At 63.4% G+C, this 24,069-nt stretch carries 21 protein-coding genes; 9 read left to right on the top strand and 12 right to left on the bottom strand.

Annotated elements, in window-relative coordinates; translation table 11 throughout:
* Positions 1-58 precede the first annotated feature (58 nt).
* The 6 genes from ASD44_RS10460 to ASD44_RS10435 all read right to left on the bottom strand — a co-directional run bounded on the left by ASD44_RS10460 (position 59) and on the right by ASD44_RS10435 (position 8,308).
* Positions 59-2,245, bottom strand: a complete 2,187-nt coding sequence (locus tag ASD44_RS10460; protein WP_056111378.1) for a 5'-nucleotidase C-terminal domain-containing protein — start codon at positions 2,243-2,245, stop codon at positions 59-61.
* 247 nt (positions 2,246-2,492) lie between these two features.
* Positions 2,493-2,873 carry a hypothetical protein gene (locus ASD44_RS10455; RefSeq protein ID WP_056115887.1) on the bottom strand — a complete coding sequence of 127 codons (381 nt, stop codon included), beginning with the start codon at positions 2,871-2,873 and terminating at the stop codon, positions 2,493-2,495.
* An 86-nt stretch (positions 2,874-2,959) separates the two neighbouring features.
* Entirely contained in the window at positions 2,960-4,405 is a 1,446-nt protein-coding gene (locus ASD44_RS10450) for a homospermidine synthase (protein ID WP_056111376.1), read from the bottom strand.
* Positions 4,406-4,565: 160 nt separating this feature from the next.
* Positions 4,566-5,225 carry an aminotransferase class IV family protein gene (locus ASD44_RS10445; protein ID WP_056115884.1) on the bottom strand — a complete coding sequence of 220 codons (660 nt, stop codon included), beginning with the start codon at positions 5,223-5,225 and terminating at the stop codon, positions 4,566-4,568.
* Positions 5,177-6,265 (bottom strand): aminodeoxychorismate synthase component I, encoded by a 1,089-nt coding sequence (locus tag ASD44_RS10440; protein WP_056115881.1) that lies wholly within the window; start codon positions 6,263-6,265, stop codon positions 5,177-5,179. Before ASD44_RS10440 ends, ASD44_RS10445 begins: the two co-directional genes overlap by 49 nt.
* Before the next feature lie 213 nt (positions 6,266-6,478).
* A complete protein-coding gene (locus ASD44_RS10435) occupies positions 6,479-8,308 on the bottom strand; it encodes a M3 family oligoendopeptidase (protein WP_156459915.1) in 1,830 nt (609 codons plus the stop codon).
* Positions 8,309-8,463: 155 nt separating this feature from the next.
* Here ASD44_RS10435 and ASD44_RS10430 point away from each other — a divergent pair, with 155 nt between their 5' ends.
* Complete coding sequence (locus ASD44_RS10430) at positions 8,464-9,978, top strand: sigma-54 dependent transcriptional regulator (protein ID WP_056111373.1); 1,515 nt, start codon at positions 8,464-8,466, stop codon at positions 9,976-9,978.
* A gap of 315 nt (positions 9,979-10,293) precedes the next feature.
* The gene (locus ASD44_RS10425; RefSeq protein WP_244478753.1) at positions 10,294-12,030 is read left to right on the top strand and encodes a DUF882 domain-containing protein; all 1,737 of its coding nucleotides are present in this window, start codon (positions 10,294-10,296) and stop codon (positions 12,028-12,030) included.
* A 96-nt stretch (positions 12,031-12,126) separates the two neighbouring features.
* Here ASD44_RS10425 and ASD44_RS10420 read toward each other — a convergent pair whose 3' ends face one another.
* Complete coding sequence (locus tag ASD44_RS10420; protein WP_056111369.1) at positions 12,127-12,768, bottom strand: 2-dehydro-3-deoxy-phosphogluconate aldolase; 642 nt, start codon at positions 12,766-12,768, stop codon at positions 12,127-12,129.
* Between the two features lie 101 nt (positions 12,769-12,869).
* On the bottom strand, positions 12,870-13,772 hold the full coding sequence (locus ASD44_RS10415) for an N-acetylmuramidase domain-containing protein (protein WP_056115874.1): 903 nt from the start codon (positions 13,770-13,772) through the stop codon (positions 12,870-12,872).
* A 180-nt stretch (positions 13,773-13,952) separates the two neighbouring features.
* On the opposite strand from ASD44_RS10415, the gene ASD44_RS10410 reads away from it, so the two are divergent.
* The 3 genes from ASD44_RS10410 (at position 13,953) to ASD44_RS10400 (ending at position 16,206) form a co-directional block, all read left to right on the top strand.
* Positions 13,953-14,879 (top strand): rhodanese-related sulfurtransferase, encoded by a 927-nt coding sequence (locus ASD44_RS10410; RefSeq protein ID WP_056111367.1) that lies wholly within the window; start codon positions 13,953-13,955, stop codon positions 14,877-14,879.
* A gap of 130 nt (positions 14,880-15,009) precedes the next feature.
* A complete protein-coding gene (locus tag ASD44_RS10405) occupies positions 15,010-15,750 on the top strand; it encodes a tellurite resistance TerB family protein (RefSeq protein WP_056111365.1) in 741 nt (246 codons plus the stop codon).
* 201 nt (positions 15,751-15,951) lie between these two features.
* Positions 15,952-16,206 carry a DUF1344 domain-containing protein gene (locus tag ASD44_RS10400; protein WP_056111363.1) on the top strand — a complete coding sequence of 85 codons (255 nt, stop codon included), beginning with the start codon at positions 15,952-15,954 and terminating at the stop codon, positions 16,204-16,206.
* Positions 16,207-16,258: 52 nt separating this feature from the next.
* Here the strand turns inward: ASD44_RS10400 and ASD44_RS10395 are convergent, their stop codons facing one another.
* On the bottom strand, positions 16,259-17,461 hold the full coding sequence (locus ASD44_RS10395; protein WP_056111360.1) for a pyridoxal phosphate-dependent aminotransferase: 1,203 nt from the start codon (positions 17,459-17,461) through the stop codon (positions 16,259-16,261).
* A gap of 82 nt (positions 17,462-17,543) precedes the next feature.
* Between ASD44_RS10395 and ASD44_RS10390 the strand changes: the two genes are divergently transcribed.
* From ASD44_RS10390 to ASD44_RS10380, 3 genes are read left to right on the top strand one after another with little or no spacing between them, the layout of a single operon-like run.
* Positions 17,544-18,218 (top strand): GNAT family protein, encoded by a 675-nt coding sequence (locus ASD44_RS10390; RefSeq protein ID WP_056111357.1) that lies wholly within the window; start codon positions 17,544-17,546, stop codon positions 18,216-18,218.
* A gap of 36 nt (positions 18,219-18,254) precedes the next feature.
* Positions 18,255-19,262 (top strand): cation diffusion facilitator family transporter, encoded by a 1,008-nt coding sequence (locus tag ASD44_RS10385; RefSeq protein ID WP_056111354.1) that lies wholly within the window; start codon positions 18,255-18,257, stop codon positions 19,260-19,262.
* A 55-nt stretch (positions 19,263-19,317) separates the two neighbouring features.
* Positions 19,318-19,524 carry a hypothetical protein gene (locus tag ASD44_RS10380; RefSeq protein WP_056111351.1) on the top strand — a complete coding sequence of 69 codons (207 nt, stop codon included), beginning with the start codon at positions 19,318-19,320 and terminating at the stop codon, positions 19,522-19,524.
* 7 nt (positions 19,525-19,531) lie between these two features.
* On the opposite strand, the gene ASD44_RS10375 is transcribed toward ASD44_RS10380, so the two are convergent.
* The 3 genes from ASD44_RS10375 to ASD44_RS10365 form a co-directional block, all read right to left on the bottom strand.
* On the bottom strand, positions 19,532-20,677 hold the full coding sequence (locus ASD44_RS10375; protein WP_156459827.1) for a nickel/cobalt transporter: 1,146 nt from the start codon (positions 20,675-20,677) through the stop codon (positions 19,532-19,534).
* A gap of 14 nt (positions 20,678-20,691) precedes the next feature.
* Positions 20,692-21,357, bottom strand: a complete 666-nt coding sequence (locus ASD44_RS10370) for a DUF1007 family protein (RefSeq protein WP_056111345.1) — start codon at positions 21,355-21,357, stop codon at positions 20,692-20,694.
* 103 nt (positions 21,358-21,460) lie between these two features.
* Entirely contained in the window at positions 21,461-22,351 is an 891-nt protein-coding gene (locus ASD44_RS10365) for a LysR family transcriptional regulator (protein WP_056115871.1), read from the bottom strand.
* Between the two features lie 566 nt (positions 22,352-22,917).
* Here ASD44_RS10365 and odc2 point away from each other — a divergent pair.
* Positions 22,918-24,051: an ornithine/lysine decarboxylase gene (gene odc2 / locus ASD44_RS10360; RefSeq protein ID WP_056111342.1), complete on the top strand. Its 1,134-nt coding sequence runs from the start codon at positions 22,918-22,920 to the stop codon at positions 24,049-24,051.
* Positions 24,052-24,069: the final 18 nt, after the last annotated feature.

The raw sequence follows: 24,069 nt of genomic DNA, 5'->3' as shown, positions 1-24,069 counted from the left end.
GGAACGAAAACACCCGCCCGGTCTGTGTGGGCGGGTGCCATTTCGTTGAAAAGCGGCCTCAGTTCGCGGCCGGAATCTTCAGATCGACGCCGACCGGCAGGTGGCGCGGCTGATATTCCGGATTGGCTTCCGAGATGCGTTTCCATTTCGCGCCGTCGCCATAGGCCTGCTCGGCGATGTCCCAATAGGTATCGCCCTTGACGATCGCGTGCGTTGTCTCCGCTCCGGAGGCAGGCGCTGCCGTATCCGTTGCTGGCTGGGCTGGTGATGCCGCATTGCCGGGCTGGTTCGCGACCGGTGCCGGAGCCGCTGACGCGGGGGCTTCGGCAGGAGCGGTCGGCGGCGTCTTGGCGATGTCGGCGGAGCCGGCCGGCAGGTCGGGCAGTTTCGGCGCGGGCGCAGCCTCGGTCGTTGCCGGAGCGGGCTGTGCGGGCGCCGGTGCAGGGGCTGCCGTCGCTGGAGTTGCTGGAGCTGCCGGAGCAGGAGCCGCGGGAGTTGCTTCGGTTGGTGCCGGGGCGGCAGGCGCTGGAGCCGCCGGAACGGGAGCAGGGGCCTGTGCCGCCTCAGCCGGCTTGGCGTCAGCCGGCTTGGCTGGTTCTGCTTCGGCAGACTTGGCCGGTTGTGCCGTGGTGGCAGCTGCTACCTCGGTGATGCGGCCCTCAACCTTCGGCTGGTACGGGCTGTGGGCGCTGATGTAGTCGGCCACGACCTGTTCCAGGCCCGGACCGTAGTCATAAGCGTTCTTGGCCTTGTCGGCGAAGACCTTGTAGCCGTCGCCGCCCTGGCGCACGTAGTTGTTGGTGGCGACCAGATAGTCCTTCTCGGGATCGATCGGCTTCCATTCGCCGCCATCCATCACCTGGACATCCTTGACGCGGCCCTGGTTCGGCGCGACCGACTTGTCGAACGAATATTTCAGCCCGGCGACCTGCGGGAAGCGGCCGGCGCCGTCCTCGAGCTGGCTGACGCCGCTCTCCAGCCCGGCCACGAGATCCTTGCCGGCGATCTGGAAGGTGGCGACGGTGTTCTGGAAGGGCAGTACAGTCAGAACTTCGCCCATCGTCACCTTGCCCTGGTCGATGGAGGCGCGCAGGCCGCCGCCGTTGGAGACGACGATGGAGACGCCCTGATCCTTGACGCGGTCGAGAATGGCGTCGGAGACGAGGTTGCCCATCTCGCATTCGCGCGCCCGGCAGGTTTCGCGGCTGCCGTCGACCGGGCCGGAGGTCTCGCCGACTTCCTTGTTTTTCAGCTCCTCGATCGGCGCGCCCAGTTCCTTGATGCGGACGAGCGCGGCGGCGTCCGGCGTGATCGACTTGTCGAGATAGATCGGGTCGCCGCTGGCTTCCTTGACGACGCCATTGTCGTCGAAGACGACCTTGAACTCGCCGAGATATTTCGAATAGGACGCGGCCTGGGTGACTGGCACCTTGTAGCCGTCGGGATTGTCGATCATCGTCGGATACGGGCCTTCGGCCTTGGCGTCGGTGTTCGACAGCAATGAATGGGTGTGGCCGCCGACGACGATGTCGATGCCGGGAATCCTGGCGATCATCTCCTTGTCGCGCGGATAGCCGACATGGGTCAGCGCGATGATCTTGTTGATGCCTTCGCCCTTCAGCTTCTCGACTTCGGCGGTGATGGTCTTGACGTCGTCCTCGATGGCGATGTTGGGACCCGGCGATGCGATGTCCGGCGTTTCCGTGGTCACCGCGCCGACGATGCCGATCTTCTGGCCGCCGACATCGAGCACGACCGAGGGCTTGATGCGGTCGCCGATTTTGGCGGCGGCGCTGGCCTTCACATTGGCCGACAGAACCGGGAACTTGATGACATCCAGGAACGGCGCCAGCGCGTCTTCGCCGTCGTCGAACTCGTGGTTGCCGACGGTCATGGCGTCGAACTTCATCTCATTCAGGAATTCCGCTTCCACCTTGCCCTTGTAGGTGGTGTAGAAAAGCGAGCCCTGGAAATTGTCGCCGCCGTTGAGCAGCAGCACGTTCTGGCCGTCGAGTTTCTTGCGCTCCTGCGCGATGGCGGTCAGCAGCCTTGCCGCGCCGCCGATGCACTCGCCCTTGGTCTCCTCCTCGGCAGAGCAGGTCGATTCATACTTGTTGTTGCTTTCGATGCGGCTGTGCCAGTCGTTGATGTGAAGAATGTTCAACGTGTAGTCGGCAAAGGACGCGCCCGTGCCCATACCGAGCGTCGATGCCGACAGAGCGGCGATGGCGGCGAGTTTCTTCATTGCATTCTCCCGATGGATCGCTTCAGGCGTTTAACCGCCTTGTTTGACTGGCGTGTAACGGCTTCCCTGGCAGCCATGTTCACACCCCGGTTTTATGGATGCAAGCGGAATCGCGGCTCGGTTTGCCGGCGAAGTCGGGGCAGGCATCCGGCGCCTGGCGCAAATGCCTTTACGGATAGATGCAGGCGGTTGACGCAAACAAAAGGGCAGCGGCGAGCCGCTGCCCTGGATTGAAATGCCCGTGGTCTCAGACGCGCCGCGTCAGAACGAAATTCTGGCCGGAGGCGCTGGTGCAGTTCATCTGGTTGATCGAAACAAGCAGACAGTTGAAGCTGATGCCCGACTGGCGGATCAGCGATGTGCCGTTGATTTCAACGGAGGCTGCGCCCGTCATCGTATAGCTGCCGTCGGACAGTTTCTGGCCTGTGTCGGTGGCAACGGTCTGGAAGCGTCCGCCCGCCAGTGTCGACAGGCCGGTGCCCTTGGCGTCGATCCATGAGCCTTCGACGCCGCTCGGCGCCTGCTGGCCCATTGACGGCTCGGGCGGTCCGCTGGTGGTGCAGGCGGCAAGCATGACCGCCAAGGCGGCTGCGCAACCAGCCGGAAGCATTTTGCGCGCTGTGTTCATCAATGAAGTCCTCTCCTCGATCCGCTCCATTTCAATCGCCCGATTTCCGGGCGATTGCAAGGCGTCGAAAGGGAGGGGGGCTGGCGCTATCTGACCAGGATGTTGCGGAACTGCCACGGGTCTTTCTTGTCGATGTCCTCGTGGAAAAGCCCGGGCCGTCCCTCGAGAGGCGTCCAGTCGGTGTAGTAGCCCTTGACCGGCCCCAGATACGGCATCTGGATTTCGAGGCAGCGCCGGTAGTCCATCTCGTCGGCCTCGACGATGCCGGCCTCCGGGTTTTCGAGCGCCCAGACCATGCCGGCGAGAACCGCCGACGTGACCTGCATGCCGGTGGCGTTCTGGTAGGGAGCAAGCTTGCGGGCTTCCTGCAATGAAAGCTGCGAGCCGAACCAGTAGGCGTTCCTGGCGTGGCCGTAGAGCAGCACGCCGAGCTCGTCGACGCCGTCGACCAGCTCGTTCTCGTCGAGAACGTGCTGCACCGGCTGCGCCTTGCCGGCTGCGCCGAACATCTCGTCGAGCGAGAGCAGGGCATCGTTGCAGGGGTGGTAGGCATAGTGACAGGTCGGGCGGTAGTGGACCTTGCCCTTCTTGCCGCGCACCGTGAAGAAATCGGCGACGGAGATCGCCTCGTTGTGGGTGACGAGGAAGCCGTATTGCGGCCCCGGCGTCGGGCACCAGGTGCGGACGCGGGTGTTGGCGCCGGGCTGCTCGAGATAGATGGCGGACTGCGGACCATGCTTGTACTGCCTGGCGTTCTTGGGCATCCAGTCCTCGTGGGTGCCCCAGCCGAGCTCCGCCGGCTGCAGGCCCTCGGAAATGAAGCCTTCCACCGACCAGGTGTTCCAGAACACGTTCATCGGTTTCGGCTTCTTGGCGCGCTGGGTATCGCGCTCGGCGATGTGGATGCCCTTGACGCCGGCCTGCTGCATGAGCCTGGCCCAGCCTTCGCGGTCGCCGGTCGCGGGTTCGGAGAACTCCAGGCCGAGATCGGTGGCGAGATTGACCAGCGCCTGCTTGACGAACCACGAAACCATGCCCGGATTGGCGCCGCAGCACGAAAGCGCGGTCGTGCCGCCCGGGTTCTTTTCGACCTCTTCGCGAACGGTCTGGCGCAACGCATAGTTGGTGCGCGAGGCGTTGTCGGCCTTGTCGTCGAAATAGAAACCGAGCCACGGCTCGATCACCGTATCGATGTAGAGCACGCCAAGCTTGCGGCAGAGCTTCATCAGTTCCAGCGACGAGGTGTCGACCGAAAGATTGACGCAGAAGCCCTGGCCGCCGCCTTCGGTGAGAAGCGGGGTCAGCAGCTTCTTGTAGTTCTTCCTGGTCACCGCTTCCTGCATGAAGGTGATGCCGCGGTCATCGAGCAATTTGCGGTCGATGTCGCGAGGATCGATGACGGTCATGCGCGACTTGTCGAACTTGAAATGGCGCTCGATGAGCGGCAGCGTGCCGCGGCCTATCGAACCGAAACCGATCATCACGACGGGACCGGTGATTTCTCCATGGACGGGCCAGGATTCATTCGCCATTTTTTAGCCAACTCCTCGAAATTGTTTCAAAATCTACGACTTTTCAGGGCATCAGTCAGGGCGCTAAACCATAGATCATTGTCACAAACCAGCACAAACCGCCAATCGGGCCGGCGGTTACCGTGCGGCAGGAGCCGGATTTTTGCGAATGGCGCCGGGGTCAGTCCAATGTGGCCGGGATCAGTCCGCGCAGCGAATTGCCGACCAAAATCGACTTGGCCGAGCGGAGATCGGCAAAGGAAAAAACCGTCTCTTCGGCCTTGTGCACATCGAGCAGTTCAGCGCGCAGGACGCCGGGCAGCAAGCCGCAATCGAGGCGCGGCGTGGCCAGGATGCCATCGCCGAAATCGGCGAAGATGTTGGTGATCGTCCCTTCGCACAGCTCGCCGCGTTCATTGGCGAGGAGCACCTCGTCCGCCTGCTGCGCCAGATATTCCGAGCGCGCATGGACATAGATCGCCCGCCGCGTCGTCTTGTGCCGCAAAAGGATATCGCTCGAATCGAGACGCGTGCGGGCAAGCCGCAGCCGCCAGACCTTGCCGGGGGAAAGAGGCTCGTAGGGCTGTGCGGCGGCTGAGACATCGCCGGTCCGCGCAAGCACGAGACGCACACGCAGCGCCGCGCCGGATTGCCCGACAGCGCTTTGCAACGCCTGGCCGATTGCTTCCGGCGCACAGGCGAATCCGAGTTCCGCCGCCGAGCCAAAGAGACGCGCCAGATGCCGTTCGAGACGGATAAAGCCCGCGCTGGGCTCCCAGCGCAGGGTCTCGATCAGGTCGAAGCCGGTGTCGTCATCGCGAAGCGTGTTTTCAACAGACACTCGTCGTACTCCTCCCGCGCGCTGGAATCGAACACGACGCCGCCGCCGACATTGTAGACCGCCTCGCCGTCTGCAAAGAGCGAGATCGTTCGGATCGCCACCGAGAACCGCATCGTGCCATTGGGAGCGATCCAGCCGATGGCGCCGCAATAGACGCCGCGCGCAGTGTCCTCCAGTTCGCGCAGGATTTCCATGGCGCGGATCTTCGGCGCGCCGGTGATCGAGCCGCAGGGGAAGAGCGCCGCGAAAATCTGCCGTATCGACAGGCCGGGCAGAAGGTTCGCACGCACCGTGCTCACCATCTGGTGGACGGTCGGATAGGTCTCGATGCGGAAAAGCTCCGGCACGTCGAGCGTTCCGACCTCGCTGATGAGGGAAATGTCGTTGCGCAGCAGGTCGACGATCATGCGGTTTTCGGCCTGGTTCTTCTCGTCGTTGCGCAGAAATGTTTTGAGCCGCCGGTCTTCGGCGGGCGTAGCGCCGCGTGGCGCGGTGCCCTTCATCGGATGGGTCTCGATCCAGCCTTGGGCATCGATTTTGAAAAACAGTTCCGGCGAGCGCGACAGGATCGTCGGGCCGCCAAGTGAAATCAGCGCGCCGTATTTCACCGGCTGGCGCGCGGTCAGCGCATTGAAGGCGGCGAGCGGATCGCCGGACCATTGCGCATCGACCGGGAAGGTGAGGTTGCCCTGATAGCAATCGCCCTTGCGGATATGGCCATGCAGCCGGTCGAAGCGTTTCTCGTATTCCTGGAAGGACCATCCTGCGCGGGCATCGAAAATGGGTCCGTTGGTCGGCGCCGGCGCCGCGGCCAGCGCGTGTTCCGAGGGCCCGTCGAACACGCCGAGGCAAAACAGTGGCACGCGGCGCTTGGGCGGCAACAGCGGCGCAAGCTTCGGCTCGAGCAGATACCCAGCCTCGTAGGAGAAAAAGCCGGCCAGCCATTTGCCGTCGTCGTGGGCTGCCTGGATATGCGCGAACGCGGTTTCGAAATCGTCGGCAATCGCCGGCGCGATGATTTCGGAAGGCCGTTCGAACAGGACCTCGCGTCCGGCAAGATCGTCGCGGAAGAGGGCGAAGGAGGCGGCGGCGGTTTTACCCTCCCCCTTGTGGGGAGGATCGGCGAGTGGGCGTTGCTCGGCAACGTCCACGAGACGGGGTGGGGGTGAAGAAGTTGGTGCCACGTTCTTAGTACCCCCACCCCGATCCGCACAACGGATCGACCCTCCCCACAAGGGGGAGGGTAAGGCGCCTCAATCCAGCGCTTCCAGCTCGTCGATCAGCCCGCTGATGACGCCGAGGCCGATCTGCCAGAAGGCGGGGTCGGAGGCATCCAGCCCGAATGGCTTCAGCAGTTCCGAATGATGCTTGGTGCCGCCGGCGCGCAGCATGTCGAAATATTTCTCCTGAAAGCCGCGTTCGGCGTTCTGGTAGACGGCGTAGAGCGAGTTCACCAGGCAATCCCCAAACGCGTAAGCGTAGACGTAGAAGGGCGAGTGGATGAAATGCGGGATGTAGGTCCAGAAGGTCTCGTAGCCGTCGCGCAGCCTGATCGCCGGGCCTAGACTTTCCGCCTGCACCTGCAACCAGAATTCGCCGAGCCTGTCCGAGGTCAGTTCGCCGTTGCGGCGTTCCGAATGCACCCGGCGCTCGAATTCGTAGAAGGCGATCTGGCGCACGACCGTGTTGATCATGTCCTCGACCTTCTGCGCCAGCATGGCCTTGCGCTCGCGGCGGTCCTTGGTGTTGTCGAGCAGCGAGCGGAAGGTCAGCATCTCGCCGAACACCGAGGCGGTCTCGGCAAGGGTGAGCGGCGTCGAGGCCATCAGCGCGCCCTGGCCGCCGGCCAGCACCTGGTGGACGCCGTGGCCGAGTTCGTGCGCGAGCGTCATGACGTCGCGCGGCTTGCCCATATAGTTCAGCAGCACATAGGGATGGACGGACGGCACGGTCGGGTGGGCGAAGGCGCCCGGCGACTTGCCCGGACGCACCGGCGCATCGATCCAGCGGCGGTCGAAGAAGGAGCGTGCGATATCCGCCATCTCCGGCGAGAAGCGGTTGTAGGCGGAAAGAACGGTGTCCTTCGCTTGGTCCCACGGAATCGTCGCCTTCGGCGTTTCGGGCAGCGGCGCGTTGCGGTCCCAGTGGTTCATGGCGTCCATGCCTAGCCAGCGCGCCTTCATTGCATAGTAGCGGTGTGACAGGCGCGGATAGGCTTCACGGACGGCGGCGGCCAGCGCATCGACGACATTGCGTTCGACCCGGTTGGCGAGATGTCGGGAGTCGGCGATGTCCTGGAAGCCGCGCCAGCGATCGGAAATCTCCTTGTCCTTGGACAAGGTGTTGGTGATCAGCGTGAAAGTCCGCAAATTCTTGCGGAAAGTCGCGGCCAGGGCCTCGGCCGCCGCGCGGCGCACCTCGCCGTCGGCGTCCTGCAGCTTGTTCAAGGTCGGCTCGAGGGCCAGCTTCTCGCCATCGACCTCGAAACGCAGGTCGGTCATCGTCTCGTCGAACAGGCGGTTGAAGGCGCCGCGCCCGGTGATCGATTTTTCATGGAAAAGCTGCTCGATGCGGTCCTCGAGCTGGTAGGGCTTGTCCATCCTCAGATCGAGCACCCAGGGGCGGTAGTGGCCGAAGGCCGGATCGGCGGCGAGCGCGCTTTCGATCAGCGCATCGTCGACGAGGTTCAGTTCCAGCGCGAAGAAAAGCAGATGCGCGCTGGCGTCGGTCATCTTCTCCTGCACGTCGCCATAGAGCTTGGCGCGCTGGGGGTCGGACGTGTCCTCGGCATAGACCAGGCCCGCATAGGAGCCGATGCGGCCCATCAGCTCTTCCAGAGCTTCGTATTCCTTCAGCGCGTCGCCTAGCCGGCCTTCGGCGCCGCGCGCCGCTTCCACGGCCAGCGTGCCCTTCCAGCGGGCTTCGAAGCGCAAGGTGTCGGCCGCCGCCTTCTCCATATCGCGCTTCAATTCCGGCGCTTCCATTCCGGAATAGAGATCGGCGAGGTTCCATTCCGGCGGATCTCCGAAATCGGCAGCGCTCTGCGAAGAGGCCGGCGCGGCGAACAGCCGGGAAGACTTCATGTCCATGCAAACACCTTCCGGAAAAGCTTGCCTGATCCTGATGCCGATCAAATCCTAAGGATTTCGTTCACCGGCTTTTTTGAAAGCTTATTTAGAACCCTGTGCCAAGATGATCCATAGGGCAGGCATTCCACGGCAACAAATTCGAAACACTCATGACAGGTTCCATACTCATAGTCGATGACGACCCGGTGCAGCGTCGGCTGCTCGAATTGGCGATAACCAAATTCGGCTATGACGCGATCGTAGCCGATGGCGGCGAGGCCGGCCTTCGGCATATCGACGGTCCGGCGGCGGGAGACGTGTCGGTCATCATCCTCGACCTGGCCATGCCGGGCCTCGATGGCATCGGGGTGCTCAAGGCGATGCGCGAGCGCGGCATCGACATTCCCGTCATCGTCCAGACCGCGCAAGGCGGCATCGAGACAGTGGTGTCGGCGATGCGCCACGGCGCCTTCGATTTCGTCGTCAAACCGGCTTCGCCGGAGCGGCTGCAGACCGCCATTGCCAATGCGCTGAAGACCGAGGCGATCGGCAACGAGGTCAGGCGCGCGGCGCCGCGCGGCGGCGGCACGTTGACGTTGAAGGATCTGACCACCGGCAGCCCGGCCATGGAGAAGGTCATCCGGCTTGGTCAGAAAGCAGCCGCATCCAACATACCGGTTCTGATCGAAGGCGAATCCGGCGTCGGCAAGGAGATCGTTGCGCGGTCCATCCAGGGCAGCGGCGACCGCCGGTCGAGACCGTTCGTGACGGTGAATTGTGGCGCGATCCCCGACAATCTGGTCGAATCCATCCTGTTCGGCCACGAAAAAGGCTCGTTCACCGGCGCGACGGAAAAGCACGCGGGCAAGTTCGTCGAGGCCCACACCGGCACGCTTTTCCTGGACGAGATCGGCGACCTGCCGCTCGACGTCCAGGTCAAGCTATTGCGCGCCGTTCAGGACGGCGAGGTCGATCCCGTCGGCGGGCGCGCTCCCGTGCGGGTGGACATACGCCTGATTTCGGCGACCCACCGCGATCTGCTTCAGCAGGTGAAGGACGGCAAGTTCCGCGAGGATTTGTTCTACCGCCTGAATGTTTACCCGATCTACGTGCCGCCGCTGCGGGAACGGCGGGACGATATACCGCATCTGGTCAAGCACTTCATGGCCCAGTTGGAGGCTGCGGAACCGCGCCGCCGGCTGCGCGGCATGTCGGCCGGTGCGCTTGCCATGCTGCAGGCCTATGACTGGCCCGGCAACATCCGTCAGCTGGAAAACGCGGTCTACCGGGCGTCTGTCCTGTGCGATGGCGATATACTGACCGAAAATGAGTTCCCGCAGATCCGCGCGCAGGTCGAAGGCATCGTCGATCTCGGCGCGGCGGATGCCGCACCCGACCCGCAGCAGAATCAGGCTTTCGGCCTGGACAAACCAGGGACGACAGACCGGCGAAGGCAGGAGCCCTTTGACGTACGGGGAACCCTGCGGGCGCTGGACGAACGCGGCAACGTCCGTTCCCTGGCGGCGGTCGAGCTGGAGATGATCAAGCTCGCCATAGAACACTACAATGGCCAGATGAGCGAAGTGGCGCGACGGCTTGGCATCGGCCGTTCGACGCTCTACAGGAAGCTCAAGGAATATGGAATCGAGCCGGATACAGGGCGTTTCGACAGACTGGCTTCCTGAGACGCACCGCAAGCCCCGCGACAGTTTTCCTCTCTAAACCAGCGGTTTACCAAGAAGCATCGCGTTGCATTTTTGCCGGGATATCGCCATGGTGTTACCGCATTTCGACTTCAATAAGTGACGATTAACCATTAGGATCGATATTCGGGTGTACGTGGACAACATCCGTTTGGTCAAATCCGGGGACAAACGGCAGCCTACAAGGCCTTTGATTTGAACAGAATCGAACGACCCAGTAACGGACGGCTATCCCAATCGATCGTCTGGCCGAAATGGATGGCGGCCGCGGCGGCCGCAGCAGCTTTCCTTGCATCGATGGCGACAGCCGCGAGCGCTGAAACCCGCTCGTTGAAGTTCTATCATCTGCATACGCGGGAAAAAGCCGAGATCGTCTACAAGCGCAATGGCCGCTACGATCCCGAGGGTCTTAAGAAGATCAATTACATCCTGCGCGACTGGCGCCGCAACGAGCCCGTCAAGATGGACCCGCGCCTCCTGGACATGGTCTGGGAAGCCTACCGCGTCAGCGGCGCCAATTCCTACATCCAGGTGATCTGCGGCTATCGCGCGCCGGCCACCAATTCGATGCTGCGCAGCCGTTCCAGAGGCGTGGCGCAGAAAAGCCAGCATATGCTTGGCAAGGCGATCGATTTCTACATTCCGGGCGTACCGCTGAAGAAGCTGCGCGACATCGGCCTGAAAATGCAGGGCGGCGGCGTCGGCTATTACCCGACTTCAGGCTCGCCCTTCGTGCATCTCGATGTCGGCAATGTGCGCCATTGGCCCGGCATCAGCCGCCAGGAACTGGCGCGCGTCTTCCCGAACGGCAAGACTCTGCATGTGCCGAGCGACGGCCGGCCGCTGCCGGGCTACGAGCAGGCGGTTGCCTCCTACAAGTCACGCAAGGCGAACGGCTCAACAGCCATCGCGCTGGCCAGCATTGGCGGTTCCTCCAAGAAGTCGGGCGGTCTGCTCGCCGCGTTCTTCGGCGGTGGCGCCGACGAGGCGGACGACGAAGCCGATGTCGTGGCCGCTGCGAGCGAGCCCAAGCCGAAGGTCAAGCAGGCGAAGCCGCCGCTGCCGGGCATCACCATCGTGCCGCCTGACAAGGCGGAGCGCGCCAATATTCCCGCGGTCGAGGACGCCCCCGTGGCGGAGGAGCCGAAGGAAGAGACTCCGGAAACCATCATCGCAGCGCTCCCCGCACGCAGCGTGCCGCTCCCGGCCTTTGCGCCACGTCCGAAGACAGACGTAGGCGAGAAGACGCCGGAAACCGTGCCGTTCGGCGTGGCTGACGCGGCTGCCGAGAACGGCGAGGCCGTACAGGTCGCCGCGGTTGAGCAGACGCCGACCAACGTCCCCTTCAGCACCGCCGACGCCACGGCGCTCGCAGCCTATAGCGAGCCGGGCGCTTCGACCGGCGTGCCGGTGCCGACATGGCGGCCGGAACATGGCGTCGCGGCCAAGGCCGACGGCCAGCAGTCCGTGCTGATGGCGCTCGCCGAAACGGCGCAGGGCGGGCCCGACAAGGTTTCAGTCCTGCCATCGCAGCGGCCCGACGAGATCAGGGCGGTTCTGGAGCAAACAGCCTCCAGCGAGGTTGCGACGGATGCTTACCAGGTGGCTTCGCTTTCAATGCCGCGACTGGCTCCGCGTTCGGCCTTCAACGATCCGGCTGTCGATTCGGCCACGCCTCGCCAGGCTATCGCGGCGCTTCCTGCAGGGTCAGACCCCACGGCGGCGATCGGCGGCAGCGTCAAGACGACCCGCAAGGAAAGCCGCGCCAGCGCCATCGACGCCAAGCCGGATCCGAAGGCTGTGGTGACGACGGCCCAGCCGAGCGTCGCGCGCTGGGCGATCCACAGCACCGACTATGTCGCCACGGTCAAGAATTCCACCACCGCGCCGAGCTTCGCCTACAATCTGGTGCGCACGGCGCCGAAGGAAGTCTACACGGCAGGGTTCCAGTCCGAAGACCAGGTGGCGAACACCAACAAGTTCTCCGGAACGGCGGTCAAGTTCCTGTCGGTGGCGCGTTTCGGCACCAAGTAGGGCAAACTCCACTCCAGAAAAAACCGCGCCGTAACGGCGCGGTTTTTGTTTGTGAGGCCGCAATGGATCGGGCGTCGAACATGACGCTTCCGGTCATCAGTTGTGGCGCAGCGTGCTCGCCTCGCGGGCCAAGGCTTCGATGGCGTCCCATTGGCCGGCTGCGACCAGGTCGTCCGGGGCAACCCAGGAGCCGCCGACGCACACCACATTGGGCAGGCTGAGATAATCCATCGCATTCTTTGCGCTGACGCCGCCGGTGGGACAGAACCGGATATCGGCAAGCGGCGAAGCAAGCGCCTTGAGGAACGCTGCGCCGCCGGCCTGTTCGGCCGGGAAGAATTTCAGGAAATCCAGCCCGGCTTCCCGCGCGGTCATGATCTCGCCCGGCGTGATGGCGCCGGGAAGCAGCGGCACTTCGCTCGCTTGGCCGGCGGCGAGCAATTCGCGCGTCACGCCGGGGCTGACGATGAATTTCGAACCGGCGGCGGCGGCTTCTTCGAACTGCCGCGCCGACAGGATGGTGCCGGCGCCGACAATGGCGTCCTCGACTTCGCCCGCCACGCGTCTGACGGCCTCCAGCGCCTCCGGGGTGCGCAGCGTAATCTCGATGACCCGCAGGCCGCCGCGCGCGAGAGCGCGCGCCAGAGGCACCGCATCGGTTGCCCTGGCGATCTTCAGCACCGGAATGACCGGCTGGCCGCCCAGAAGCGAAAGGAGTTTTTCGGTTTTGTTCGACATGGCGCGTCCTGTTCCAGCTCGCTGCAATTCAACCGATTTAATACAGCTATCGATTAGCGGCCGATCTAGCAGAAGCGCGAATCCGAGTCCACGCGTGAGCGTCACGACCGGCCGAAAAGTCGCGCCAGCCATGCCGCCAGAACGGACCATAATCCCGGCCCTTCGGCAGCCTCGGGCAAAGCCAGCCTCAGCGCGGCGAGCGTCCGTGGTCCGGCGATGCCATCGGTATCGAGGTCATGATCTTCCTGGAACGCGAGCAAGGCGATTTTCGTCAGCGGACCGAAGATGCCGTCGGCAACAACCGGATAGCCGAGCGCGGCGAGATCCTGCTGCAGCTTCGCAACCGCGTCGCCCCTGGAGCCTTGCTGGAGCAACCCCGAACCGTCGGGTGCATCGGCGGGGGCCGCATCGCCGTCGTCACCGCCCGCATAGCGGCGGTAGGCCGCGGCTATCTTGGCGTCATAGGCGTTCTGCTTGTAACCGGGACCGTTGTAGCCGCGGGCAAAGGCTGCCCAATCGCGCTTGCGCAGCGCCTCGGTGAGCCCGGCCTTCTCAATATACTTCAGCATCAGCCCTGCCTGACCGGCGACGCCGGAACGGGCATCCGCTGCCAGCGCGTCGACGCTGGCGTAGCCAAGCCACGCCCAGTGCGAGCCCATGACCTGGCCGAGACCCCAGGAGACAGATTCGAACGCGGCCTTGGCGTCGATGGCGGCGGCGGCCTCCACCATGCGCCAGCGGGCGGCCTGGCTGGCGGGATTGGCGATGGCGCCGGCCTCTGGCGAGGCAAGGCCCTTCCGGCGCGCAAAGGTTCGCTTTTCTTCATCCAGCCGCCGATCGAAATAATGGCCTTCGAAGCGGATCAGCGGTTCGCGCCTGCCCTTGACGACCGCGAAGGCCTTGCCGGCGCTTTCCACTTCGGCAACCGCCAGCAACAGCGCCGGCTCAAGGCCGAGATGGGCTGCGGCCTGCGCGATCTCGCGGACGACGTCATCGGTGAACATGAAACGGTCTCCCTTCTGGGCGATCATTGTCGTGGTTGCCCGATGGGCGTGGATGGAGCCGCTAAGACTTCACCCCGAAATTCGTCACCCGCCAAATCGGGCTTCGCCTAAACTATTGAATAGGCGGGTAGAACAAGCCCGGCTTGAAAGCCTCGTTTCCAGACTATAGTGGCTTTCGCGATGAACCAGTCCACATCTCCGCAGGAATTCCGGGTCGCGGCGCTCTATCGCTTCTGCCGGCTCGAAGCGTTCGAGACGTTGAAAGCGCCGCTGGCGGCATTCTGCTGCGGGCGGGGCATCAAGGGCACTTTGCTTCTGGCGCCCGAAGGCATCAACGGTACGGTCGCGGGCAGCGAGGCGGCGATCGGCGAACTGATCGCGCATCTGGAAGCGATCCCGGCTTTCACCGGCCTCGAGGTGAAATACAGCAAGGCCGCGACGATGCCGTTTCATCGCATGAAGGTGCGGCTGAAGCGTGAGATCGTCACCATGGGCGTGGAAAGCATCGATCCACGCCGGAGCGTCGGCACCTATGTCCGGCCCGAGGACTGGAACGCGCTGATCGCCAGCCCCGACACGCTCGTCATCGATACGCGCAACGATTACGAGGTCTCGCTGGGCACGTTCAGCCATGCGGTCGACCCGAAGACGAAAAGCTTTCGCGAGTTCCCGGCCTGGGTGGAGGAACACCGGGCGGAACTGGACGGCAGGAAAGTGGCGATGTTCTGCACCGGCGGCATACGCTGCGAAAAGGCCACCGCCTACATCAAGTCGCTCGGCGTCGAGGACGTGTTCCACCTCAAGGGCGGCATCCTCAAATATCTGGAGGAAGTGCCCGCCGATGAAAGCCTGTGGGAGGGCGAATGCTTCGTGTTCGACGAACGCGTTTCGGTGACCCACGGCCTTGAGGAAGGCGATGCGGAACTGTGCCGCGCCTGCCGCCACCCGCTGGGCAGAGAGGAGCGGGCCTCGCCACTCTATGTGCCGGGCGTCTCCTGTCCGCACTGCCATGAGGCGCGCTCCGATGCGGACCGCGCGCGTTATGCCGAGCGGCACAAACAGGTGGAACTCGCCGGCCGGCGCGGCAAGCGCCATATCGGCAGCTAGCCGTCTACGACGTCGGTCCCGTCGCCGTCTGCGACATCGGAACTGCCGCCCGTCATTGTAATGTCGCCTTGCCGGGCCTACTTCACCTGCAGTCCAACCTGCCCGCACCGGGCCAATTGTGGAGGTTTTGATGCTCGACCCCAAGAAGCTGCTCGACGATCTTCTGGGATCCAACATACCGGGGACCACATCCACGGTGCGCGAGAAGGCGCAGCAGGCGACGCAGCTTGCCAAGGATAATCCGCTTGCCGCCGGGGCTATCGCCGCGGTGCTTCTGGGAACGGGCACCGGCCGTCAGGTCACCGGCTCGGCCCTCAAGCTCGGTGGGCTGGCAGCAATCGGCGGCCTCGCCTACAAGGCCTATCAGAATTACAAGCAGGGCAGCGCTCCGCAAGCGAACCAGTCGGCCGAGCCCGAACTGCTGCCGCCGCCTGCCGGCACCGATTTCCATCCTTCCCAGGCGCCGCAGGGCGAGGATGAATTCGCGCTGACGCTGGTGCGGGCGATGATCGCCGCCGCCAAGGCCGACGGACATATCGATGAGGAAGAGCGTCAGAAGATCGGCAACAAGCTCGGTCTTTCCGGTATTGGCGCCGAGGCCGAGCAGTTTCTGAAGAACGAACTGGCCGCTCCGCTGGATCTCGACGAGATCGTGGGGTCGGCAAAGACGGAAGCGCAGAAGGTCGAACTCTACACCGCCTCGCGCCTGACCATCGATCCCGACACGCGGGCCGAACGCGGCTACCTCGATCTGCTGGCGGGTCGCCTGGGCCTGCCGGACGCTCTGGTCGATCACGTCGAGGCGACGGTTTCTTCGGTCAAGACGCCGGCGCCGGTGCCGGCAGGGACGTCGCCGAACCCGCGCTGGTGATGGCGCGATGCGCCGTTAACCATTGGTTAACCCAGCAAGCGCATCATTTTCATCAGTCGGATCGGCTATCCTCCTCCCAAGCCGGTTCCATATTAGGGGCGGTCCTATGCGGACCGCCCTTTTTTGTTTCCGTATTTAAGTCGAGCGGTGCAACTTTTTCGACCACGCCACGTTTCTATAATATCAACTCAGGAGGACGTGATGAAGAAACTTGTGCTCGCTATTGCTGGTATCGCCATGATGACTGGCGTTGCATTTGCTGAAGATCTTGCGGCTACCGTCAAGAGCTACGATTCTAGTTCGCATCTTCTTACCCTTGACGATGGTAAGTCTTTCACGCTTGATGAACAGGTTGCCGTTCCGGAAGGCCTTGCCGCCGGCAAGAAGGTGACCATCCAGTTCGACAGCAACACGCCGACTCGCGTGCAGAACATCGTCATTACCGACAAGATGTAAAATCTCATACGTCGGATGATTTCGAAAAGCTCGCCCTTCCGGGGCGGGCTTTTTACGTTTCGGCTGCATTTTTCTTGTTCAAGAATTCTTTTATTCGATCCAGCGCACGCAGGATGTTTTCTTCCGAATTGGCATAGGACAGGCGCAGATATCCCTCGCCGAGAATGCCGAAATCGGGTCCGCCGATCAGGGCGACACCAGCATCCTCCAGCAGGGCCGATGCCAGCTTCTTCGCTTTCCAGCCGGTCTTCTCGATGTTTGGAAAGGCATAGAAAGCGCCCTTCGGCGTTATGCAACTGACCTGCGGCAAGGCATTCAGCCCTTCGACGACAAGCTTGCGGCGCCGGTCGAAGGCCTTGAGCATGTGCTCGACCTCGTCCTGCGGACCATCGATCGCGGCAATGCCCGCATACTGGCTGGGCGCGTTGACGCAGGACCAGCAATTGACGGCCAGCTTGCGCACCTTGTCGTACAGATGCGCGCCTTTCTCGCCGTTCGGCCAGATCGACCAGCCCATGCGCCAACCGGTCATCGCCCAGGTCTTCGACCAGCCGTTGAGCACGATCAGCCGATCCCTGATCTCCGGGAAGGTGAGCAGCGACGTCGCCGTCTCGCCGTCATAGGTCATGACGTCGTAGATCTCGTCGGACAGGATGGCGACGTGGGGATGCGCCTCGATGCCCTTCACCAGTTTCTCTATTTCGGCTTTCGGCGTGACGCCGCCGGTCGGGTTGGCAGGTGAGTTGAGGATCAGCAGCCGCGTTTTCGGCGTGATCAGCGAAAGCGTCTCCTCGGCCGAGAAGGCAAAGCCGTTGGCTTCGCGGATCGGCACCGGCACCGGCGTTGCGCCAGTGAATTCGATCATCGAGCGATAGATCGGGAAGCCGGGATCCGGATAGAGGATTTCCGTTCCCGGCTCGCCGAACATCAGGATAGCGGCGAACATCGTCGGCTTGCCGCCCGGCAGGATCATCACCGTTTCAGGCGAAACCTCGACGCCGGTGGTGGCAAGCGTGCGCCGCGCCACCGCCTCGCGCGTCGCCAGCAGGCCGTTGGCCGGCGTGTAGCCATGTTGGCCGTCGCGCAACGCCTTGATGGCGGCCTCGACGATGTGCTCGGGCGTGCGGAAATCCGGCTGGCCGATGCCGAGATTGACAATATCGCGGCCCTGATGGGCGAGGGCGGTGGCCCGCGCCAGCACGGCGAAGGCGTTTTCTTCGCCCAGGCGGTCGAAAGCGGAAATGGTGTGGAGCATTCTCTTGGTCCAGATTGGTGCTAATGAGGGCAGGGCGTTTTTGGAAGGGTGCGCGGCAGGTGTCAATCCAAAGGGAACCGGCGTGAGCGACGATCTCAAGAACTGGCAGAAGCGGCCGCTGCCGCAACGCAAGGTCCTCGATGGCCGGTATGTAAGGCTGGAGCCGCTGGATGCCGCCAGACACGGCGACGATCTGTTCGAGGCGTCGAGCGTTTCGGATGCGGATGGCCGTTTCCGCTGGCTGTTCGAGGAAGCGCCGCAATCGCGCGCCGCGTTTGGGCAATGGCTGGAAAAGGCCGAGGCAAGCGCGGACCCTCTCTTCTTCGCCGTCATCGACAAGGCGAGCGGCAAGGTCGCTGGCCGCCAGACACTGATGCGGCACGATCCGGCCAATGGTGTCATCGAGATCGGCAATATCTACTGGGGGCCGCTGGTTTCCCGCCGTCCCGCGGCGACAGAGGCGCAGTTCCTGTTCGCTCAATATATCTTCGATGAACTGGGCTACCGGCGCTACGAATGGAAATGCAACAACCGCAACGAGCCGTCCAAGCGCGCGGCGGAACGCTTCGGCTTCACCTTCGAGGGGATTTTCCGCCAGCACATCGTGGTCAAGGGCGAGAACCGCGACACGGCCTGGTACTCGATCATCGACAAGGAATGGCCGGCGCTCAAAAAAACTTATCAGGGCTGGCTCGACGCGGACAACTTTGATAGGGATGGCAACCAGAAACGGCGCCTCGAAGATTTCCGTAAGTGATTGGCGCGTAAGGTTATTTCGTCACATGGGTTCGCAATGACGCACGATCATGGCGCCGGCCACAGCGGGCATTCGCACGGCGTCGACGCCTACAAGGACACCAACAAGACCCGGGTTCTGATCGCGGCGGTGCTTACCGGGGGCTTCATGGTCGTCGAGGCGCTGGGCGGGGTGCTGACCGGCTCGCTGGCGCTGCTGGCCGATGCCGGGCACATGCTGACGGATTCGATCGCGCTGGTTTTGGCCTGGTATGCCTTCCATCTCGCCGAGCGGCCGGCAACAGCCCGCATGACCTACGGCTTCGGCCGGGTAAAAACCCTCGTCGCCTACACCAACGGCATCGCGATCTTCGTCATTGCGCTGTGGATCGTCTATGAGGCCTGGCGGCGGTTCCAGGATCCGCCGCAAGTGCTCGGCGGACCGATGCTCGTCGTGGCCGTCATCGGGCTGATCGTGAACATCGCCGGGTTTCTGGTGTTGCATGGCGGCGATCGCAGCAGCCTGAACATGCGTGGAGCGATCGTGCACGTGCTGGGGGACATGCTGGGCTCAGCGGCGGCGATCGTTGCCGCTTTGGTCATCCTTTATACCGGCTGGACGCCGATCGATCCTATCCTCTCCGTGCTGGTTGCCGTGCTGGTGCTTTCGACGGCGTGGGGGCTCATGCGCGATGCTGCGCACCTGCTGCTGGAAGGCGTGCCTGCCAGCCTCGACCGCGACGGCATCGCCAGGGACATCCAAAATTCGGTTCCGGGGGTGCGCGAGGTGCATCACGTGCATGTCTGGAGCCTCGACGGCACGAAGAACATGGCGACCTTGCATGCGTGTCTGGACGAGGGCGTCGATCCACATGGCGCGGTCAGCGCCATCAAGGCGCGGCTTGCAGCCAATCACGGCATCACCCACGCGACGGTGGAACCGGAATACGGCCATTGCGCCGATGCCAAAGGGCATGACCACCAACATGACCATGACCATGAGCATGGGCACGACGAAGCGGATCACGCGCATGGTGCGCCGACCGATCCCCGCCACTATCATTGAGCGCTGAGATCCGGGCGCATTGCCGGACAGTCTTATTCTCGATCGGAGCAATGTATTGGACCGCGACAGCAAGAACGCCGCCATTGCCGCGCTGTGCATCATCCTGGTCTTCGGGGTAGGGGCCTACTTCATGCCGACCCTCATGCTGGCGCTGGGCAAGGTTTCGACCGTTCTGGCCGGCGTCGTCGCGGTCGCCTTTGTGCTGGCGTTCTTCCTGCTGTTCTGGCTGCGTGGCCGCAGCCGGCGCGGCAAGGCGGACTGAATAGACGCTAAGCGCTCAGGCTGGCGGACAGCAGAAGTACCCCGAACAGGAATACGAAGGCGGCGCCGCCGATCTCGACGGCGGAGTGGATGCGGTTGCCGAGGCGACCGTCGCCGGCCATCGTCACGGCCCAGTTCTTGGCCGTCACCGCGATGGTCGCCAGCGCCGAAACGGTGATTGCGGTGCCGACCGCCATGGCGAGCACCGACAGGACGCCGCCAACCCACAGGCCGTTGAGAAAGGCGAACGACAGCACGATCAGCGCGCCCGAGCAGGGACGGATGCCGACGGCTACAACCGCCGACCATGCGGTGCGCCAGTCGAAGCGTTCGCCGGAGAGCAGCGCAGGGTCCGGCGCATGCGAATGGCCGCAGGTTTCACAGACCTCGCCGACGGCGTGCATATGATGGTGGTGAGCCGCGCCGTGGTGTGCGTGCTCGTGATGGTTATGCTCGTCGGCATGATGGGAATGCGCCTCATGCAAATGGGCATGTGCGTGGCCGGAAAGATCGTGCGCATGGTGGTCGTGTGAATGATGCCCGTGTGAATGACCGGCATGGGTCTGCGCGGCGGACAGGCTGTAGGCGGGGCCGGCGCCGAACAGGCGCAGGATCGACGGGCCGGCCTTTTTCCACAAAAGCCAGGCGCCGAAGGCGGTGACGAAGACATAGCTGGTGATTTCCAGGAACCAGGCCGCATCCGTCATCGAGATCGCCGTGCCGCGCAGGACGAAATAGGCCAGCGTCATCACCGCGATGGCGGTGAAGGCCTGCAGGAAGGCCGACACGAAAGACAAAAGAATGCCGCGACGCAGCGCCACTTCGTTGGCAACCATGTAGGACGAGATCACCGCCTTGCCGTGGCCGGGCCCGGCAGCATGAAAGATGCCGTAGGCGAACGACAGGCCGATCAGCAGCCATAGCTTGCTGCCGTCCTCGCGCATCGCCTTCATGGCGGTGGCCAGTGAGCGGTAGAACGCCTGCTGGTGCTGGTTGATCCAGATCATCCAGTGCGAAAACAGCCCCGTGGACGGAACGATGGCGTCGTTGGTGCCGATGCCGAGGGAACTTTGCGCATGGGCGATCCCGGCGAAGTGCGGTGCGGCAAAGCCGGCCAGCAGGAGAACGAAGGCCATACGCGATAGCGTCTTCATGCCGGTGCCTTCCTTCATGATGCCTGGCAGTTCAGTTCGAGCTTGGTGGCGAAGATCTTGCTCATGTCGGTGCCCGTCGGATCGTTGAAGAACGCTTCCGTCAGCGTCTTCTGGTTCTGCGAGATGGCCTGATCCGGGTCCGGGCGGATAACGGTCCTGGTGCAGGTCGCCGGCAGTCCGTCGACCGCCATGTTGGCGTCCTCGGTGAAGTCGATGGAGGTGTAGAAGCTCGGATCGTAGACGCCGAAATCGACCTTGCCGGCCAGCTTGATCGGCGTTTCCGGTTCGGATTCGAACAGGACGATGAGCTGGTTGTTGTCGAAGTTCGCCATGATGGAGGTCGGTGCCTTCATCTTGACGTCCTTGCCATCCACCGTGACGAGCTGGAAATAATCATATTCGGCCAGCGAGGCGAAGATGGTGTCGCCGACTTCCTTGAGTTCGGCGTCATCCAGCTTCAGGTCGGAATTCTTGTCGAATTCCATCATCACCGTGCTGGAGAACAGATCGTCGAATCGCCACAGATGCCGCAGCGCCTTGACGCTCTGGTGGTCCGGGTTGAGAACGACGTCGAGCCGCGCCTCGGCAAAGACGTGCGGATGGACCTCAGCCGGCAGCGCCGTGGCGAGGAGCCCAGCCAAGGCCAGCGACGACGTGCAGATCGATTTTCTCAAGCTCATCGTCGGTCGCGGATTCCATCGAATTCGGGCATGGCCGAAAACTACCAGAAAGCGGGCGAAATTGGGACCGCCACAGGCATGATTGCCGGCAAGCACAGGCCGTTCACGTGTTCTTGAACCATTGCACCAGGAAATCGACGAACACCCGCACCTTGGCCGGCAGGTAGCGGCGGTGCGGATAGACGGCGAAGATGCCGCCGCCGGACAGGATGCGGTCGTCCAGCACGGGCAGCAGCCTTCCGCTGGCGATCTCGGGTGCTGCGATGAAATCGGGCAGCAGGCAAAATCCCAGCCCGGCGACGGCGGCTGCGCGCGCGGCCATCGGGCTGTTGACCTCGATCGGACCGGAAACCGAGACGCTGATCGTGTCGTTCTCGTCGCCCCGGAACGGCCAGTTCGACAGCCAGCGGCCGTTGGTATCGATGATGCAGGGTGCGCGCGCCAGGTCCTGCGGCCGGACCGGCATTCCGTGCCGGGCAATCAGTTCGGGCGAACCGCAGACTTTTACGGAGAAAGGCGCCAGCTTGCGCGCGATCAGCGAGGAGTTCTCCAGCCGCGAGATGCGCACGGCAAGGTCGAAGCCTTCTTCGACCAGATCGACGAAGCGGTCGTCGAGATGGATCTCCAGAACGATCTCGGGGTGCTGTTTGGCGAAGTCGATCAGCGATTGGCCGATCGGCGCATCGCCGAAGGTGCGCGGCGCGGAGAGTTTGATGCGGCCGCGCACGTCGCCGGATGATTCGCGCACCGCGTCGGCCAGATTGTCGACTTCGCGAACGATCTCGGAGGCGCGGCGATAGTAGGTGTGGCCGGCTTCGGTCAGCGAGAACTGCCGGGTTGTGCGGTTAAGCAGCAGGGCGCCCAGCTCGTCCTCGAGCTCGCGCACATATTTGGATAACAGCGCCTTGGAGCGGCCGATCTTGCGCGCCGCGGCGGAAAACCCCTCCGCCTCGACCACGTCGATGAAGGCGCGCATGCGTGTGAGCGTGTCCATGGGGATCGATTCCTCGTCGCGAACGTCGTTCACTCGATGAATACAATAGGTTCGCCATTGTTCGCAGTCCTAAAAATTTTCCCGCGGGACGAGATTTTAATTGATTGTGAAGGCGCATGTCCCTATATCGCGCTTGCCCAAAGTCGCACGTGCCTGTGGGTGTCCGCCGATCCCTCGAATGGCGAGGAAATCGGTAAGGTAACTGGAGCTAACCCCTCCAGTCGGTTTCACGGCCAACCGCGAAATCGAGGACACCTTGAAGCAACGACGGTGCGGGCCTTTCTGGTTCTCTTCCGGTTCGTCCAAAGACCGGGGTTACTGAAGAGGCACACCATCATTGCCGGCAGTGCGGTTGGGAACTCCCATCCAAGCCAAGGCAGACAAAGCGAGCAGGAGCCGGGCAAGGCTTCAGCTCATCGCCGCGAGACGGCATTTCATGGTTCCGGGGTCTCCACCGGCTGGTTCCATGAGGGGTCGTACCGCCTTTGTCCATTCGCGAGAAGCGAGGCCGAGCGCCCGTGGATCGCAGCCTTAGTGCGCGCCGCAAGGCGCATTGGGAGAATAGCATGGCCACCCAGCGCATCCTCGATTTCCTCTCCACCCGACGTCCGTCCGGCCCCTGCCTCGTCGTCGATCTCGATGTCGTGCGCGACAATTTCGTCGCCTTCGAAAAGGCGTTGCCGGACTCCAAGATCTATTACGCGGTGAAGGCCAACCCGGCGCCGGAAATCCTGCGCCTGCTGGCCGCGATGGGCTCGTCCTTCGACACCGCGTCGGTTGCTGAAGCCGAGATGGCGATGGATGCCGGCGCGCCGGCCAGCCGCATCTCGTTCGGCAACACGATCAAGAAGGAGCGCGACATCGCCCGCGCCTACGAACTCGGCATCCGCCTGTTCGCCGTCGATTGCGTCGAGGAGGTCGAGAAGGTCGCCCGCGCGGCGCCCGGCAGCCAGGTGTTCTGCCGCGTGCTGACCGACGGCGAAGGCGCCGAGTGGCCGCTGTCGCGCAAGTTCGGCTGCGTGCCGGCGATGGCGGTCGACGTGCTGCGCCATGCGCGGAAGCTCGGCCTCGACGCGCATGGCGTGTCGTTCCATGTCGGCTCGCAGCAGTGCGACCTGTCGGCCTGGGACCGTGCGCTGGGCGACGCCAAGCAGGTGTTCGCAACGCTGGCCGAGGAAGGCATTGTGTTGAAGATGGTCAATATGGGCGGCGGCTTCCCGACGCGCTATCTGCGCGACGTGCCGGCGGCCCAGGCCTATGGCCAGGCGATCTTCTCGGCGCTGCGCAAGCATTTCGGCAACCGCATCCCGGAGACCATCATCGAGCCGGGCCGCGGCATGGTCGGCAATGCCGGCGTCATCAAGTCGGAAGTCGTGTTGATCTCGAAGAAGGCCGACAACGACAATGTGCGCTGGGTCTATCTCGACATCGGCAAGTTCGGCGGTCTGGCCGAGACGATGGACGAGGCGATCCGCTATCCGATCGTCACTGCCCGTGACGCCGACGAGAAGACCCCGTGCGTGCTCGCCGGCCCGACCTGCGATTCGGCCGACGTCATGTATGAAAAGACGCCGTATCCGCTGCCGCTGTCGCTGACCATCGGCGACGAGGTGCTGATCGAGGGCACCGGAGCCTACACCACCACCTACTCGGCGGTGGCGTTCAACGGCTTCGAGCCGCTCCGATCCTACGTGATCTGACGCTCAAAAGAGCGTCGG

Source organism: Mesorhizobium sp. Root554 (genome assembly GCF_001427025.1).
In the GTDB taxonomy this organism is placed as follows: domain Bacteria; phylum Pseudomonadota; class Alphaproteobacteria; order Rhizobiales; family Rhizobiaceae; genus Mesorhizobium.
The sequence above is the reverse complement of the archived record's forward strand: the minus strand, read 5'-3'. Positions and strand labels throughout refer to the sequence as shown.